15 protein-coding genes are annotated in these 16,257 nt (G+C 53.9%); 10 read left to right on the plus strand and 5 right to left on the minus strand.

Features of this window, described 5'->3' with window-relative positions; genetic code table 11:
• Window positions 1-7: 7 nt before the first annotated feature.
• The 3 genes from MXF20_RS14290 to MXF20_RS14300 are packed head-to-tail and all read right to left on the minus strand — an operon-like array spanning window position 8 to window position 2,596.
• Window positions 8-463, minus strand: coding sequence for a RidA family protein (locus tag MXF20_RS14290; RefSeq protein WP_021509778.1), 456 nt, complete (start codon window positions 461-463; stop codon window positions 8-10).
• A complete protein-coding gene (locus MXF20_RS14295) occupies window positions 453-1,649 on the minus strand; it encodes an amidohydrolase family protein (protein WP_325969953.1) in 1,197 nt (398 codons plus the stop codon). Before MXF20_RS14295 ends, MXF20_RS14290 begins: the two co-directional genes overlap by 11 nt.
• Complete coding sequence (locus tag MXF20_RS14300; protein WP_325969954.1) at window positions 1,646-2,596, minus strand: PDR/VanB family oxidoreductase; 951 nt, start codon at window positions 2,594-2,596, stop codon at window positions 1,646-1,648. Before MXF20_RS14300 ends, MXF20_RS14295 begins: the two co-directional genes overlap by 4 nt.
• Before the next feature lie 146 nt (window positions 2,597-2,742).
• Here MXF20_RS14300 and MXF20_RS14305 point away from each other — a divergent pair, with 146 nt between their 5' ends.
• Together MXF20_RS14305 and MXF20_RS14310 are read left to right on the plus strand one after the other, a co-directional pair.
• Window positions 2,743-3,687, plus strand: coding sequence for a LysR family transcriptional regulator (locus MXF20_RS14305; protein WP_325969955.1), 945 nt, complete (start codon window positions 2,743-2,745; stop codon window positions 3,685-3,687).
• Window positions 3,688-3,772: 85 nt separating this feature from the next.
• On the plus strand, window positions 3,773-4,222 hold the full coding sequence (locus MXF20_RS14310) for a GNAT family N-acetyltransferase (protein WP_325969956.1): 450 nt from the start codon (window positions 3,773-3,775) through the stop codon (window positions 4,220-4,222).
• A 135-nt stretch (window positions 4,223-4,357) separates the two neighbouring features.
• Here MXF20_RS14310 and MXF20_RS14315 read toward each other — a convergent pair whose 3' ends face one another.
• Both MXF20_RS14315 and MXF20_RS14320 read right to left on the minus strand, forming a co-directional pair.
• Window positions 4,358-4,750 (minus strand): DUF943 family protein, encoded by a 393-nt coding sequence (locus tag MXF20_RS14315; RefSeq protein WP_325969957.1) that lies wholly within the window; start codon window positions 4,748-4,750, stop codon window positions 4,358-4,360.
• Window positions 4,747-5,592, minus strand: coding sequence for a DUF3289 family protein (locus MXF20_RS14320; RefSeq protein WP_325969958.1), 846 nt, complete (start codon window positions 5,590-5,592; stop codon window positions 4,747-4,749). Before MXF20_RS14320 ends, MXF20_RS14315 begins: the two co-directional genes overlap by 4 nt.
• Window positions 5,593-6,109: 517 nt before the next feature.
• Between MXF20_RS14320 and MXF20_RS14325 the strand changes: the two genes are divergently transcribed.
• The 8 genes from MXF20_RS14325 to MXF20_RS14360 all read left to right on the plus strand — a co-directional run bounded on the left by MXF20_RS14325 (window position 6,110) and on the right by MXF20_RS14360 (window position 16,015).
• Entirely contained in the window at window positions 6,110-6,466 is a 357-nt protein-coding gene (locus MXF20_RS14325) for a Tn7-like element transposition protein TnsE (RefSeq protein ID WP_325970172.1), read from the plus strand.
• A gap of 204 nt (window positions 6,467-6,670) precedes the next feature.
• Window positions 6,671-6,877: a helix-turn-helix domain-containing protein gene (locus MXF20_RS14330; RefSeq protein WP_050084567.1), complete on the plus strand. Its 207-nt coding sequence runs from the start codon at window positions 6,671-6,673 to the stop codon at window positions 6,875-6,877.
• Window positions 6,843-7,505 carry a hypothetical protein gene (locus MXF20_RS14335; protein WP_325969959.1) on the plus strand — a complete coding sequence of 221 codons (663 nt, stop codon included), beginning with the start codon at window positions 6,843-6,845 and terminating at the stop codon, window positions 7,503-7,505. The genes MXF20_RS14330 and MXF20_RS14335 overlap by 35 nt, the downstream gene beginning before the upstream one ends.
• The gene (locus MXF20_RS14340; RefSeq protein WP_325969960.1) at window positions 7,502-9,628 is read left to right on the plus strand and encodes a class I SAM-dependent DNA methyltransferase; all 2,127 of its coding nucleotides are present in this window, start codon (window positions 7,502-7,504) and stop codon (window positions 9,626-9,628) included. Before MXF20_RS14335 ends, MXF20_RS14340 begins: the two co-directional genes overlap by 4 nt.
• Window positions 9,625-10,908: a restriction endonuclease subunit S gene (locus tag MXF20_RS14345; protein ID WP_110269035.1), complete on the plus strand. Its 1,284-nt coding sequence runs from the start codon at window positions 9,625-9,627 to the stop codon at window positions 10,906-10,908. The genes MXF20_RS14340 and MXF20_RS14345 overlap by 4 nt, the downstream gene beginning before the upstream one ends.
• Window positions 10,905-12,323 carry an AAA family ATPase gene (locus tag MXF20_RS14350; RefSeq protein WP_325969961.1) on the plus strand — a complete coding sequence of 473 codons (1,419 nt, stop codon included), beginning with the start codon at window positions 10,905-10,907 and terminating at the stop codon, window positions 12,321-12,323. The genes MXF20_RS14345 and MXF20_RS14350 overlap by 4 nt, the downstream gene beginning before the upstream one ends.
• Entirely contained in the window at window positions 12,324-12,992 is a 669-nt protein-coding gene (locus tag MXF20_RS14355) for a retron system putative HNH endonuclease (protein WP_110269033.1), read from the plus strand. It begins immediately after the preceding gene.
• Window positions 12,989-16,015, plus strand: a complete 3,027-nt coding sequence (locus tag MXF20_RS14360) for a type I restriction endonuclease subunit R (RefSeq protein ID WP_325969962.1) — start codon at window positions 12,989-12,991, stop codon at window positions 16,013-16,015. The genes MXF20_RS14355 and MXF20_RS14360 overlap by 4 nt, the downstream gene beginning before the upstream one ends.
• Window positions 16,016-16,257 lie beyond the last annotated feature (242 nt).

The following is a 16,257-nucleotide window of genomic DNA, read 5'->3' on the forward strand; positions in this document are numbered from 1 at the left end:
CCTCGCGTTATTGCGGCAACCACGCCGTGGCTTCAACTTCGATTAGTACGTCCGGGCTGGGCAGCATTTCACTGACCTGCACCACCGTTGACACCGGCGGTTCATCCGGGAAGAACTGCCTGCGCACCCGGCTGTAGTGCGGGAAATGGTCCAGATTGCGGAAATACTGCACCAGTTTGAACACATCGCTCATCTGCCCACCGGCGCGTTCAACGGTGGTGCGGATGCTCTCCAGCACATACCAGCTCTGTGCCAGAATCGGCCCCTCTTTGAAATCGGTAGAGAATTCACCGCTGCGTCCCAGCAGCCGTTGCGCCGCGTCAGGAATATCGCTGTAACCGCGCACGATGGTGGCGGTCTGCGGGTTCACCGGAATAATGCCGGAGAGAAAAATAAAGTCGCCGACGCGTCGCCACGCCGCATATTTCGCCAGCGGTTTACCCGCGCCATCATCAAGCGTCATCTGTTTCGTCTCCATAACGAACACCCTGTTTGAGCCGATAGCGCTGGCGCTGGCGCAGCGGCCAGCTTGCCGCATCGGCAGACGGAAAAATCACCACATCGTTGTGACGGAAAGCATCGGGCTGGCAGATGAGCTGAGAGGCTTCATCAAAGGCGGAACCCAGCTGCAGGCTCAATACGCCGCTGAACAGGGTATCGAGCGGGTCATAACTGCCGAGGGGGCAGAAAGCGTCCTGCACGTTATCAGCGCCCAGCAGCAGTGAAAGCCCCCGCGCCTGCGCTTCTTTTACCAGCGTCAATCCGCGCTGACGCGGTGTGCGATCAGGCACCGCGTCCTGCAGCAGCAGGTTGGTCAGGGGCAGGGCGATCAGCGTCACCCGGTGCAGGGCCAGCCGATCAAGAATCTGCAAGGCATCTTCCTGTTGAGACAGCGCACAGCTGTGGCTGCAGGTAATCTGGCCACTGAACGGATGTTGTTCCAGGTAGTTCGCCAGCCAGCGCATGCCCTGCGCATCGGCATTCAACTCTTCATCTATGTGCAGGTCGATATCCAGCTGCCACTGTTCGGCCGCGTGCATCAGATTGGCGAAGGCGACTGCATCCCAGTTGCTGCTGTGGATGAAACCGCCGAGAAGCGCGCCCGGACCGCTGACGGCCACCTGGGCGGCAATATGTTGCGCATCATCCTGGCGGGCAAAAAAGCTCAGCGGGGCGAGCGCCACGCGTTCAATACGGCACAGCGGATGCTGTAACTCACCGATCACCTGCCACGCCAGCGGCGCTTCAGGGCTAAACCAGTCGACGTGGGTGCGCAGTAAACCTACGCCACTCTCCACCGCCCAGCGCAACGCCTGCTCAGCGCGCTGCTGCAGATCCTCACGGCTCCAGTGCACGCGATCCTGATGCATCGCGGTAATCGCAGCCAGTAAACCGGGCTGGCGTGCCGGGCTACGCTCAAAGGTGAACGTTTTATCCAGATGCGCATGCGGTTCGATCAGTGCGGGAAGCACCAGCGCGCCATTGAGCGGCAGATAATCGGCATAGGTTCCTTCACAGGGCGCGAATTGCAGCCCGTCAGGGTGAAAATGTAACGTCGCCAGCTGCGGCTGATTGCCCTGCATCGGCCAGCTGTCTGGCAGCAGCCAGCGGGGTAAGCGTGCGCCGGTCGCGCCCGGATAGATTTTCATAAATCCAGCACCAGCAGCGGAGAGCGCGCACGTGAGCAGCACAGCACGATGCAGTCATTCGCGGCACGCTCTTTCTGGCTTAACACCTCGTCACGGTGATCGGGTTCACCCGCTAACACCCCGGTAATGCAGGCACCGCACATGCCCTGTTCGCAGGAGAGTTCGATGTCGATGCCTGCCGCTGCCAGCACCCCGGCAATGCTTTGTGTTTGCCCGACGTGAAAACGCGCGCCGGAAGAAGCAATCTCCACCTCGAAGCTGTCGCCTGCAGGGGGGATTGCCGCATCAGCATGGAAACGTTCACTGTGCCATTGTTCCGGCTGCCAGCCCTGTTCCAGCGCCCGCTGCTGCAGATGCTGCATAAAGCCAGCCGGGCCGCAGGCCACCAGCGCGCTATTGGCTGATGTTTCCAGATCGTCAGGTATCCGGGTGCGCAGGCTGTCACCTTCGCTGCTGTAGTGAATAACGACACGTTCACCGAGTTGCGCCAGCCGCGGCGCAAACGCCAGTTCATCATGACGTTTGAGGTAGAGATGCAGCGTGAACGCCGCCTGCCGCGCGGCCAGGGCTTCCGCCATCACCAGCAGCGGCGTAAGGCCAATACCGGCCGCAAAGAGTAAGGTGCGCGGTGCATCCGGCAGGGGAAAATGGTTGCGCGGTGCCGACAGGGTTAAGGTATCGCCGACATTCAGCTGTTGATGCAACCAGCGGGAACCGCCCGTCGAGGCGGGATCAAGACGCACGCAGATTTCATAGCCAGCCGCACTGGCTGGCGAACACAGGGAGTACTGGCGCACCCCGCCGGCTGGCAGATGGACATCAATGTGCGCGCCCGGTGTAAAGGCCGGGAGCGGTTGGCCGCTGGCACTTTCCAGCGTCAGTAACAGATTGCCAGCACCGTTGGACTGCTTTGCGATGACGGTGGCGGCCAGGTGTGATGATTTCATAATCAGCCTGTCTTTACAGGGCTGTCATCAGCGTTAATGCCGCGCATGCCCTTGTCTTTATCATGGAGGCGATTATTATTTTGCCGTTGTGTAAGCGTCCATCTGTTTAATTCGCATGATGCGTTGCAAAAAAGAGAGCACCCACTATGTTTGCCTTCTCCCGTTTTCTGATTTATTTCACCGAAGTGGCCCGTCAGGGTTCGCTACGTAAGGCTTCCGAGGTGTTACACGTCTCAGCCTCTTCAATTGACCGGCAGATTTTACGTGTGGAAGAACAGCTGGATATGCCGTTGTTTGAACGTCATCCATCAGGTTTATGTATGACGGCAGCGGGGGAGATCCTGTTTAATGCGGCTAAAAACTGGCAACGTGATTTTGGCCGGGTTTGTACGCAATTAGAGGATCTGCGTGGTTTGCGACATGGTCATGTGCATATCGCCACCATTGATGCCATTAATCGTGGCTTCTTCTCATCCATCCTGCAGCGCATACGTGAAGACTACCCTGGCATTTCGTTTACCCTCACCACCATGAGTAACATCCATATCGCCAATGCGCTGACCGCCGGCGATGCGGATTTTGGCATCATGCTGAATCCGCAAAGCTCGCGTGAACTGCTGGTGAAATCCTTCGCCGATCTTCGTCTGGGAATTGTGGTAAGCCGTCACCATCCGCTGGCAGCGCTGGAATCTATTCGCTTCAGCCATTGCGAGCCGTGGCCGTTTATTGTGCCCGCTGCGCCGTTAATGCTGGCCGATCCGCTGGACGCGCTGGTAAACAGTTCCGGCATACGCCTGAAGGAAGTGGGACGCACCAATAACATTCATATGCTGCGATCGTTAGTGCGTGATGATGTCGGGATCAGCCTGATGTGCTGGCTGGATATCGTGGACGAATATCGTCGCGGTGAACTGAAATTCATTCCGTTGATCGACACGGTATTAAAACCCTTTACCCTGTCGCTGTGTGTGGCACCCCAACGCCAGTTATCCGTCGCCGCGTCAATGATGCTGGGTCAACTGGAGTTATTTTTTGCCATGATAGAGAGCGAGGAGGCGCAGGCCGGCAAGGAAGAAAAGCACCGCGGATAAAAGCCTCGATGGCCTGACTTGCCCGCAGTAGAAGATATGTCAACCCACTAACGGCGCATCAGCATCCCTTTATAAAGGTATCACGATGGTAAAGATTGAACATGCAGACCCGCGCTCGGCGGAGTCACAGTGGCTGATTGAAAAACTCTCCGCCGAGCTTGCGGCTATCACTGGCGATGGCGGGAACAGCCGCGCCAGCGTGGAGACCCTTCAGGGTGAAGGCGCATTGTGGGTGATTGCCAGAGATGCGCAGGGCAGTGCCGTCGGCTGCGGCGCATTACGGCCCTTAGCACCCGGGATCGCCGAACTGAAAAGAATGTTCTCCGACCGCAGCTTGCCGGGCATCGGACGCGCTTTGCTGGCGTTTCTGGAAGCTGCGGCAAAAACTCTGGGATATCGTGAACTGTGGCTGGAAACGCGGCATGTTAATCAGCGTGCCGTGGATTTTTATCTCAAGCAGGGTTACCGGCAGATTGAAAATTACGGACCTTACCGCGGCCGGGAAGAGGCCATTTGCCTGGGTAAGACACTTTAACTGCGCGATTAGCTGCCATCAGTCTGGCGGGTTTTTCTTCAAGGCGCATATCACCCTCATTTTCCCGTCGACCCTCGACAAACAAAAAGCCCGCTCAGGTTTCCCTGAGCGGGCTTCTTTAAATCTGGCAGGATATTAAAATTGATATTTAACGCCGCCTTCGCGGGTACGCCAAATCATCATAAGAATATTTTTGTCAATACAGTTCTTTGGCGGTTTCATATCAGAGAAGCAAAGCCTGTCTTCTTTACCTTGCGCTTGATAGCCTTTTCCAAAAGCATAAATAGCGATCAGGAATGGCGTGTTATTTCCAGATGGAATATTATATTTATCCAGTATTTTTTCACGATTATTTTTCCACCAGTCAATTTTCCTGGACTCAGCAAAAGGTAAATTATCAACAATAATTTTTGCTGTATTGCCATCATAATGAGCATCAATAACAGAAACTTTATCATTCCCGATAAAAAGATAAATGAGGCTGCATAAAGCTATCACCATGGCTGGAATAATTAACTTACGCATCATCGCTTTCCCTCGATATCGATCACCGCTTCCATGTTAGTCAGAAATGGACGGAAGCCGAATCTGTCAAAATGTTGCAACACAAACCAGATTTTGAAAAACTGGAACTGGCTGAATTTTTGCTTACCTATATCACGGGCGTCAAGCCCAAAATGGTCCTGCCCGGAAAATTTGATACTCGCACGCCATCCAGCATCGTTAACATCGAGACGGATAATTTCTATTTTCGTTGCATGGACATCATGCACAGTAATCCCCATACCATTGATTTTATCAAGTAGCATCGAGTCAAATTTCGGTAGAATTGAGAGTTTAATGGCTGAAGTTAATTGCTCTAATTTCTCCTGAGGAAATCCCATGCTGTTATAGTCAATAAATAACCCAATGGTCTCACGCATGATCGACGTTGTTTTTCTGGCATCATAGTCAGAATGTAACTTATCGCGATACGCTAAATTAAGTTGAGCGTTATAGAATGCTGAACCGCGTGAAAGCTGAAAATGCCTCAGCATTTGATTGATAAGATATCTGTGCGGACCGATGAAAGAGTAAGGCAGAGAGGTTACCTGCATTTCTTCAAACAGCAGTTGCGCACATTGCTCAACGCTGAGTTTACCACCACGGTGTATGCCATTGTATGCCCCTGCGAACCTCGATTGCGGAGTATCAAAGGCAGTCAATCGGGTCAGGGTGTAAGGATCCACCACGTTTGATACGTTGACCAGTCCAAACTCTCTTTTCATCCTCTCTTCCGGGATATCCCCATAACGCATATCGTCAGAAGAGTAATCGTTAAAACGCCGCTGGGTGGTGAAAACCGTCGCTGGAAATACAGCATTACTCATAAAAAGTGCTCCCTTGCTGGTGTCTGTCCCTGTTGAAAACACACATGAATGCGCAGATTTGCTCATGCTGCGGGTTTTACCGCCTCACTGCCTGGTGCCAGAACAAAAAAAGGTCATTAAATCCCGTAAGCGGTACAGAATGTTTGCGGAGCAATCCCGGGGAGCGCATGCCCGCGACTGAAGACAGGGTGAATGCAGCGCTGGTTAGCCAGTAAGCCATGGCAGGATGGTGGTCTGGAGAAGGGAGCACGCAGAAGACAAAAAGCCCGCTCAGGTTTCCCTGAGCGGGCTTCTTTAAATCTGGCTCCTCTGACTGGGATCGCCTTTGCCAGTAACTGGCTAATAAATAAGCTAAATCAGGATCGCTTTCCTGTCAAGACCACCAGAATGACCACCAACAGTTGCTGGTTACTAAAAGCCGGTTTAAATACTTCGCTTCATGGGTTGAACGTTCTACGACGTTCTCTGCAAAGGAAGGGTCGCTTGAACGAGCATAAAAAAGTCTGATCTATGCGAGATTGTTTCCAAAGATAGATGTGAATCGCCTCGGGCTATTAAAGCCGTCAGGATCCGTTATAAAGCAACGGAGGCTGTACTACTGGAAGTCGATACTTCTGATGGAATTAAGATGCTTTCAACCAAAGTGCTATTTGGCTCTGAACTGCAGGATTGGATTGACCAGTTCCTGCAGATCCGCAAGGGCGTTGTCGCAAAATCAATTAGCTGGCCAAATGAGTTATTAGATTGCCTGTTTGGTGAGCTTAACCACATTGGCATCAACCATCCGAAGCATCAGGGGGCTGAGGCTGGGAATATTCCATTAGAGTCTATTGAAAGCTGGGCGTTGAGGTTTGTCCAATGCATAGTGAGCTAATTTGGCTTTTTAAAACTACAAATTGCCCCCAGTTGAATCGAACAGACTTTTTAGGTGCGATTTGACCTTTCCCCAAATTAAAGACTATTACCTTGAATAGCCATTCCGCTAACCTTGGCCATTTCAGGATGGCCGCTACTCCGACTGTCTGGTAGACTGATGGCGATTTAAAACGACTTTAATCCCTCTGTGAGCGCTAATGCCATGAACTCTGAACCGTGGGTCACTGCAATTGATGTCGCTCGGCATCTGGGCGTGGTGAAAGACACCGTGTATCGCTGGCGAGAGCGCAAAGGTTTGCCTGCGCACAAGATTGGGCGGTTGTGGAAATTCCAGCTCTCCGAGGTGGACGAGTGGGTGCGTGCTGGCGGCGCCGATGAAAACACAGAATACAGGAGCGAACAAAAATGAATTCAGCATGGGAAGCTCTCGCGTGAGCCTACAAGGACAGCTCCTAGACCAGAAGCACTTGCGGGTACTGACCAGCATGACGACAGACTGGAATGAAATAGCTAAGGATTGCATTGCTTTTACGAATGCAACCGGCGGTCTTCTGCTTCTTGGCATGGAGAATGGTCAAAGCACACCACCGACCGACCAACATATCTCGTCAGGCTGGCTAGATACAGTGCGACGAAAATTGGCCGAGCGTACCGTTAACGTATCCGTTTTGCCTGATGTTGTTACCGCCCCGAATGGCGGCCGGTACATCGAATTACGCATTCCGAGCGCCATGGCAGTAGCGTCCACCACCGATGTCCGGTGCTTCCCTCGCGTTGCAGACCAAAGCAAGCCAGTCACCGGTGATGACGTGATGCGGCTGGCCAGTGAGCGTGGCACATTGCCTTGGGAAACACAGACTATTTTGCATATCCCGCGCAGTGACGTGGATGTCATCATCGGTGATAGCCGAGCGATAGTATCTGTGCGATACGCCTACGCAGGCCAAATAAATCAAAGTCTTATATCGACCACCTCCAGTACTGGTCGGTCGATAGAGGCAAAACAGAATCCATCGAACTCCAGGACGCATCCATGAGTACCAACTTCCAACAACTTGCCAACTTCATTTGGTCTGTCGCCGATCTGCTGCGCGGCCCTTACCGCCCACCACAATACGAGCGCGTGATGCTACCGCTCACCGTATTGCGCCGCTTTGATGCTGTTCTGGCTCCTAGCAAGGATGCCGTGCTCAAGCGCTATACCGAACTGAGCAGCAAGGGCATTGCCAACATCGACGCCATCCTCAACAACTTGGCCAAAGATGAAGATGGCACGCCGCTGGGCTTCCACAACCACAGTCAGCTCGACTTCTACAAGCTCAAGGGCGACCCGGACAACATCGGTCGGCACCTGGCCGACTACATCGCGGGCTTTTCCGAAAATATCCGAAAGATTTTCGAGCGCTTCGAATTCGACAAAGAAATCGAGAAGCTCGAAGAGTCCAACCGCCTGTATCAGGTGGTCTCTCAGTTCGCGGAGATCGACCTGCACCCGCGTAACGTCGACAATATCACCATGGGTTTGGTGTTTGAGGATCTGATCCGGCGCTTTAACGAAGCCGCCAATGAAACGGCTGGTGATCACTTCACCCCGCGCGAAGTCATCCAACTGATGGTCAACCTGTTGCTGGAGCCCGACACCAGCGTGCTCACCCAGGCAGGTGTCATCGTTACCATCTGCGACCCTGCTTGCGGCACCGGCGGTATGCTGGCCGAGGCGCAGAACTGGATTCGCGCCCACAACGATCAAGCCACGGTTAAGGTCTTTGGACAGGACTACAACCCACGCTCTTACGCAGTGGCCGCTTCCGACCTCTTGATCAAGGGCCACAAGGATGGCCAAGTAGTACTGGGTAACACCCTCATCGACGACCCGTTTCCCGACCATCGCTTCGACTACCTGTTAGCCAACCCGCCCTTCGGCGTGGACTGGAAAGCCGAGAAGAAGATCATCGACCGCTGGCCCAATTTCCGTGGCTACAGCGGCAAGCTGCCTCGCATCAACGACGGCGCCCTGCTGTTCCTGCTCTACATGATGAGCAAGTTCCAGGACTACAAGGCCGGTGACCGCAACAAGCCCGGCTCGCGCGCCGCCGTCGTGTTCAACGGCTCGCCGCTGTTCACCGGCGGCGCTGGCAGCGGCGAGAGCGAGATCCGTCGTTGGATCATTGAGCATGACATGCTCGAAGCCATCGTCGCCCTGCCCGAACAGATGTTCTACAACACCGGCATCGGCACCTTCATTTGGGTGGTCAGCAACCGCAAGGTCGAACACCGCAGAGGCAAGATCCAGCTCATCGACGCCCGCGAGCGCTACACGCCGATGAAGCGCAGCCTGGGCGACAAGCGCCGCTACGTCGACCAAGCGGCGCTTGATGACGTCACGCGCGAACACGGCGCCATGGAGAACAGCAAGACCAGCCGCGTGTTCGACAACTCCGACTTCGGCTACCGCCGCATCACCGTGCTGCGTCCACTGCGACTGCGCTTTAAGATCACCGATGAGGCTCGCGAGCGCTTCCTCAATACCTGCCCCGAACTGTACGACGCCCTGCAGGCCGTGCAGGACACACTCGGCAGCGAACCACTATTGGACTGGAACGACACTTGGGACACCGTGCAGCGGGTTTTCAAAGACCTGCCCAACGACGTCGAAGGCTGGGCCAAGGGGGCTAAGGGTTCGGCACAAAAGAAAATCTTTCGCGACTGCTTCACCGTGGCGGATCCCGAAGCCGCGCCGGTGATTGCCAAGCGCCACAAAAAGGGCGATGTTACCATCGGTACGGATTTGTTCCCGCGCCAGTCGCTTCCGACGATGAGTTCCGGCGAGCTGTATGCGCTGCTCGGGCTGCACACCGAGGGCAAAGCCCTAGTGGAATACGAACCCGACCCGGCACTCAAGGATACGGAGAACATTCCACTGAAGGAGGACATCATCAGCTACGTGCTGCGCGAGGTGCGCCCCTACGTGGCCGATGCTTGGATCGACCGCGAGGCGCTGGATGAGCAGGACGGTGGCATTGGCAAAGTCGGCTACGAGATCAATTTCAACCATGTGTTCTTTCAGTATCTGCGGCCACGCCCCCTGCGCGATATTGATGCCGAGCTGGCGGAGGTGGAAAAGCGGATCTTGGGTTTACTGGGTGAGGTGACGGAGTGAATCCAATCAGCATTGCAACCTCTCTGCCAAGCCACTGGCGTGAAGTAAGATTTAGATACATTGCAGCTACATCCAAGGGGCGATTACCTGCAAAGGAAGAGGAGGATGTTACTGTCGATGTTCTCCCTTATCTGTCAATGGAGTATTTACGTGGTGATACGGAAGCTTCCCAATATGTGCCTGCACAGGGAATGCTTACTGCAGAGGATAACGATGTTTTATTACTATGGGATGGTTCAAATGCGGGAGAGTTTCTGAAAGCTAAACATGGTGCTGTTTCCTCCACTACCTCACTCGTCACACCTCTGCAGTTTGATCGGCAGTTTCTTTTTTGGATTTGTAAAGCCGTTGAGCCTGTTCTGAAGACATTTACAAATGGCATGGGAATACCACATGTTGATGGCGAATTCCTAAAAAACTTGAAATTGCCATGTCCAACTAATCCTGATGAGCAAAGTCGAATCGCTATCTACCTAGACCGAGAAATAGTCCGCATCGACGGGCTGATCGCTGAAAAAGAACGCATGCTGGCGCTGCTAGAAGAAAAGCGCGCCGCCCTCATCAGCCGTGTTGTCACTCGTGGCCTCGAGCCCAATGTCCCGCTCAATCCATCCGGTCAGGAATGGCTGGGCGAGATTCCGGCGCATTGGGGACTACAGCGCATTAAATATGTCATTATCTCAATAGATCAAGGCAGTTCGCCAATTGCAGCCAACACGCCGGCAGGGCCAGACGAGTTGGGAGTGTTGAAGCTAAGCGCCGTTTCAAAAGGTCGATTCAAGCGGGAGGAGAACAAGGCGCTGCGCGGAACCGATGAAGAAGAGCAACTACTTTCGCTACGCAAAGGAGATGTACTCATAACACGGGGCAACACACCGGAGCTCGTGGCTGACGTCGCATGCGTCCCCTATGCCGAGCCAAACCTGTTGCTCCCAGACCTTATCTACAGGCTCCGGGTTCACGAGAAGAAAATTCTTCCTGAGTACCTGACATCGTTCCTAACGACAGCAGCAGCGCGCGTTCAGATTCGTCGCGACGCAAGAGGTTCAAGTGGAACAATGGTCAAGGTATCGCAAGGCCACGTTTTGGATTGGCTTACACCTCTTCCTCCACTCAACGAACAAGTTGAGATCGTGGAGTGCCTTGAGCGCGCCGAAGAGCGATTTCAGTCAATCACGAGGGAGGTCTCTTCTTCTTTATCTTTACTCTTGGAGCGTCGCACCGCGCTGATTACTGCCGCCGTTACTGGGCAGATTCCGCCGGAGGAAATAACATCATGAAACTACATAGCTTAGGGTTGACCAGCTTCCGAGGTTTTGATCGGCTTGACATTGATTTTGACGAGCGGTTGACCGTAATTGCCGGTGTCAATGGTGTTGGCAAATCAACTATTTTACAGGCCATTGCGATAGCATATTCCCACTCCTTACCAGATTTTACAGTTTCGCGAGAGAAAGCACTTCCGGTACTTGATGCCGATATCCAGCAAGGAAAGTCCACCTGCATCATTGAAATAGGAAGCAGTGACTTAGGAGCTGCATACTTGATCACCTTCCTGTCCAAGGAAAGCCTTGATAAGAGTGAAAAGCTGACTCTTGAGCATAAGCAAGCCCAGATGAAGAAGGATCTGGCTCTTCTGGAAAAGGGGACGCCTGATTACAAAAACCTAAAAAACGAGATCACTTGGATAGACAAGCGACTAGAAGGAAATTTTGAGAAGCGTCTGAACTGGTTGTTTACCGACACTCATGAAACAGAAGCAAGGCTGAAACGCTACTTAAAAAGCAGCCCGACACAACCACTGGTTATCTATTACTCAACACACCGCTTGCTTTCAAGGCTTCCGCCAAAACTTCAAGGCACATTGCCTTTTAAGCAGGGGGCGGCATTCTCAAAATCGCTGACGCAACTTGAGATATCGCTGAACGAATTTGCCAAGTGGCAACGTGCCATATTCTCGACCCGCGTGCTTCGAAAAGAAGCTGTGCAGTATGGGGAACGGATTTTGAAGCTGCTTCAGGAAGCTATTTCTAGCCTCATGCCCCAGATCAAGGAATTCTGGTTTCATGAAGAAAACCCACCTCGTTACTCCGTCGTGAAAGATGCGACGATAGATGAACAGGCCCGCGGTAAAAAAGCGAGAAAGCAGTTATTTTTGGAGCAATTATCCGACGGCGAACGTGGATTGATTGCTTTGGTTTTTGACCTAACCCGCCGTCTTGCTGTCGCCAATCCTAATCTCTCAAACCCAATAGCAGAAGGTGAGGCGTTGGTGCTGATCGACGAGATCGAGCTGCACCTGCATCCGAGGTGGCAACGCGAGGTGCTGCAACGTCTTCGCGACACCTTCAAGGCTTGCCAGTTTGTTGTGACCACTCATTCGCCACTAGTGTTGGGGGAGGTGCCTGCAGGCTGTGTACGCTTCCTCGAAATTGTGGATGGCAAAGTGAGTGTTACCGTTCCCACTGAGGCCTATGGCATGGATGCCAATCGTATCCTGCAAGAGCTCATGGGCGCACCGGTGCGCAACCGTGAGGTGGAGGGGAAGTTGAATGCCCTCTTCGAGCTGATCGACCAGGAGCGTTTCGACGAAGCCCGTGCCGCTATTGCGGCTCTTGAACAAAAGCTCGGCGAGGATGAACCCGAGTTAACCCGGGCCAGTTCGCTGATCCACTTTCTGGAAGGTTCAGATTAGATGCGGACCATTTACAAAGGATCAGAGCCGCCCTGTTTGACAAGACATCGGCAACAACCACACGCGAACTATGACAATTACACCAACAGTGTAGATGCCAATACGGGCGCGAAAGTACTGAATACAGGCAAAGACGCATTGCGACAGGCGTTGGTGACGGAACAGCGGGGGCTGTGTTGTTACTGCCAGTCCAGAATCCGCGCTAACGAAGATGAGATGAAAATTGAGCACTGGCAGAGCCAGACTGGCTTTCCCGCACGTCAATTAGACTACAGCAACCTGCTAGGCGCTTGTCTCGGCGGGCAGGGCCGCCCTGCGCGCGAGCAACATTGTGACACGCGAAAGGGCAATAACGGGCTGTGCTTCAGCGTATGCGACCCGGCGCATCCCATTGAGCGAAAGATCAAGTTCTTGGGGGATGGGCGAATCGAGTCTGACGACGTAGCAATGAACGATGCCTTGAATGACGTGCTAAACCTAAACTGGTACCGTCTCGTAAATAACCGTAAAGCTGTACTTGATGCGTTTAAGCTGCGGCTAGGAAAAGGGACTCTTAACGCTGTACAAGAACTCAAGAAATGGGATGGCACTCAAGCTGGGGATCTTCCTGAATTCGCGCAGGTGATGGTGTTCTGGTTGCAAAAGAGAATCTCTAGGGGGGGCGCATGAAATCCACGAGTGAAGCCGCATTTGAAACCGCCATAGAGGCGGTCTTGCTGGGCGAGGGTTACTCCCGGCTCGACACCAAAGGCTTTAACCGCGAGCGCGCGATCTTCCCCGATGAGGCGCTGGCCTTCATCCGTGTTACCCAAACCAAGGTGTGGGAAAAGCTGGAAGTCCTGCACGGTGAGCAAACCGGTACGCGCGTTCTGGAGTCTCTGTGCAAATGGCTCGATACTCATGGTGCGCTGGCCACGTTGCGCCACGGCTTCAAGTGTTTCGGCAAGACGCTGCGAATTGCCTTTTTCCGCCCGGCCCACGGCCTGAATCCTGAGCTGGAGGCGCGCTACCAGGCCAATCGGCTGGGGCTGACCCGCCAATTGCATTTCAGCCCGAAGTCGGGAAAGTCGCTGGATGTGGTGTTGTCGGTCAACGGTATTCCGGTGGTTACGCTGGAGCTCAAGAACCCTTTGACCGGCCAGACGGTGGCGAACGCCCTCCACCAGTACCGCCACGACCGCGATCCGCGTGAACCCATCTTCGAGTTCACCAAGCGTACCTTGGTGCATTTTGCAGTGGATACGGAAGAAGCGCACATGACCACTCGCTTGGCCGGGACCTCCACCTATTTCCTGCCGTTCAATCGGGGTTTTAATGGCGGTGTGGGCAACCCGCCCGACCGGGACGATCGCAACTACAAAACAGCGTATTTGTGGGAAGAGGTTCTACAGCGCGACAGTTTGCTTGATCTACTTGCCCGCTTTTTGCACCTGAACATTGAAGAAAAAACTACAAACGATGGAAAAAAGGTACGTAAGGAAAACCTGATCTTTCCACGCTATCACCAGTTGCAAGCGGTGCGTGAGATGGTTTCGGCTGCAGCTACCGAGGGGATTGGACATAACTACCTAGTCGAGCACTCGGCCGGCAGCGGTAAGAGCAACACCATTGCCTGGCTGGCGCATCGCCTTTCCAGCTTGCACAATGCACGCGACGAGCGGCTGTTCGACACTGTGGTCGTCATCACCGACCGCGTGGTGCTGGATCGACAATTGCAGAACACCATCTACCAGTTTGACCACCGCCAAGGTGTGGTGCAGAAAATCGACGAAGATTCGCGCCAGCTCGCAGAGGCGCTTGAAGATGGCGTGCCGATCATTATCACCACGCTGCAGAAGTTCCCGTTTGTGTCGGTCCAACTTGCGAAGTTGAGCGAGGAGCGCGGTGAAGGCGGCAATAGTCATCTACCAACGCGCAAGTACGCGGTGATTATCGACGAGGCGCACAGCTCACAGTCAGGCGAGACAGCAACCGAACTTAAGGGCGTGCTGGGCGGTGCCGAGCTGCGCTGCAAGGCGCAAGAGATGGCCGAGGAGGAAGGCGAAGTCGAACTGGAGCGACTGTTTCGCTCCATGGCCAAGAGGGGCCATCAACCGAACATGAGTTTCTTCGCCTTCACCGCCACGCCCAAGCACAAGACGCTGGCGATCTTCGGCCGCAACGGAGAGCCCTTCCACTCTTACACCATGCGCCAAGCAATTGAGGAGGGTTTCATCGAGGACGTGCTCAAGAGCTACGTTACCTACAAGACCTACTACAAGCTGATCAAGAAGGCTGAGGAAGACCCCAACGTCGAACGCAAGAAAGCCGCCAAGGCGCTAGCGCGCTTTATGCGCCTGCATCCGCACAACATCGGCCAGAAAACTGAGGTGATGGTTGAACACTTTCAGCATTTCACTCGACACAAGATAGGCGGGCATGCCAAGGCGATGGTGGTGACTGGGTCAAGGCTGGAGGCCGTGCGCTATAAGCAGGAGTTCGACCGCCACATCCGGGAGAAGGGCTATCCGATCAAAAGCCTGGTAGCATTCTCAGGCGCAGTGGAGGACGACAAGACTTCGGAGAAGTCTTACACAGAGGTCGAGATGAATGGCGGCCTAAAAGAGAAAGAGCTGCCCGACACCTTCGCCAAGCCGGATTTCCGCGTTCTGCTGGTGGCCGAGAAATACCAGACCGGCTTCGATCAGCCGTTGCTGCACACTATGTATGTGGACAAGCGCTTGGCAGGCATTCAGGCGGTGCAGACTTTGTCACGCTTGAACCGTACTCATCCGCTTAAGGACGACACATTCGTGCTCGACTTCGTCAATGAGCCCGGCGAGATCCAGGAGGCTTTCCGCCAGTACTACGATGGCTCAGTGATGGGTGAGCAAGTCGATCCCGACAAGCTCTACGAGGTGAAAGCCGAGCTAGATGCGTCAGGCGTGTATCTGCAGACCGAGGTGGCCGAGTTCACGCGCGTGTTCTTCGCGCCAAAGCGCCGCCAAAGCCCCGGCGACCACAAGGCGATGAACGCGATTCTCGATCAGGCAGTCGCGCGCTTCGTGCAGTTTCAGAACACGGAGGAGGCGGAAGCTGAGCTGTGGCGCGGCAAACTACAAGCCTTTCGTAATCTCTACAGTTTTTTGAGTCAGGTGATCCCCTATCAAGACAGCGATTTGGAAAAGCTCTTTACGTACCTACGGCACCTCGCGTTGAAGCTGCCTAAGCGCAAGAGTGGACCGGGATATCAATTTGATGAGGAGATCGAGCTCGACTATTATCGATTGCAGAAGATCAGCGAAGGCTCGATCAGCCTCAATGAGGGTTATGCTAAACCGCTGGATGGCCCGCGTGAGGTTGGGTCTGGAATGGTGCGCGAGGAACATGTTTCGCTGTCGCGCCTCATCGATATCATCAATCATCGTTTTGGGGGCGAACTAAACGAAGCAGATCAACTGTTCTTCGATCAGATCGCCGAGGCGGCCAGCCGAAGCGAAGCTCTGCAGAAGGCGGCCGAGGTTAACTCCCTCGATAAGTTCCAACTGGTTTTCAGGCAGGTGCTAGAGTCCCTCTTCATCGAGCGCATTGAATTGAACGAGGAGTTGTTCACCGACTACATGGGCAAGCCGGAGATGCAGGAGTTGGTATCGAAATGGCTTGGTAATCAAGTCTACGAGCGGCTTTCTGCTGCGAAGAAGGCGGGGCCGTAATGGGCATGGTTTCGTTCCGCTGGTGGCCAGCATTCAGGAATTTCCGGACAGTTGGTCGCTTGCCCGCGACAGTGCTCATAATCTCGGGCATCGAACCTTGCTTCGAATGTGGGATAAAAGGCTGCGCGGATGCAGAGTCATGGGTTATCGAATAGCACTAACACAAGAAATAGGAAAAGTTTAGAATTATTTTGTTTCTTTTCCCGTATTAGTAAACTCCTGACCCCGAATATGACCACCAA

Origin of the sequence: Pantoea dispersa (assembly GCF_035783935.1) — a bacterium.
GTDB classification, from domain to species: domain Bacteria; phylum Pseudomonadota; class Gammaproteobacteria; order Enterobacterales; family Enterobacteriaceae; genus Pantoea; species Pantoea dispersa_C.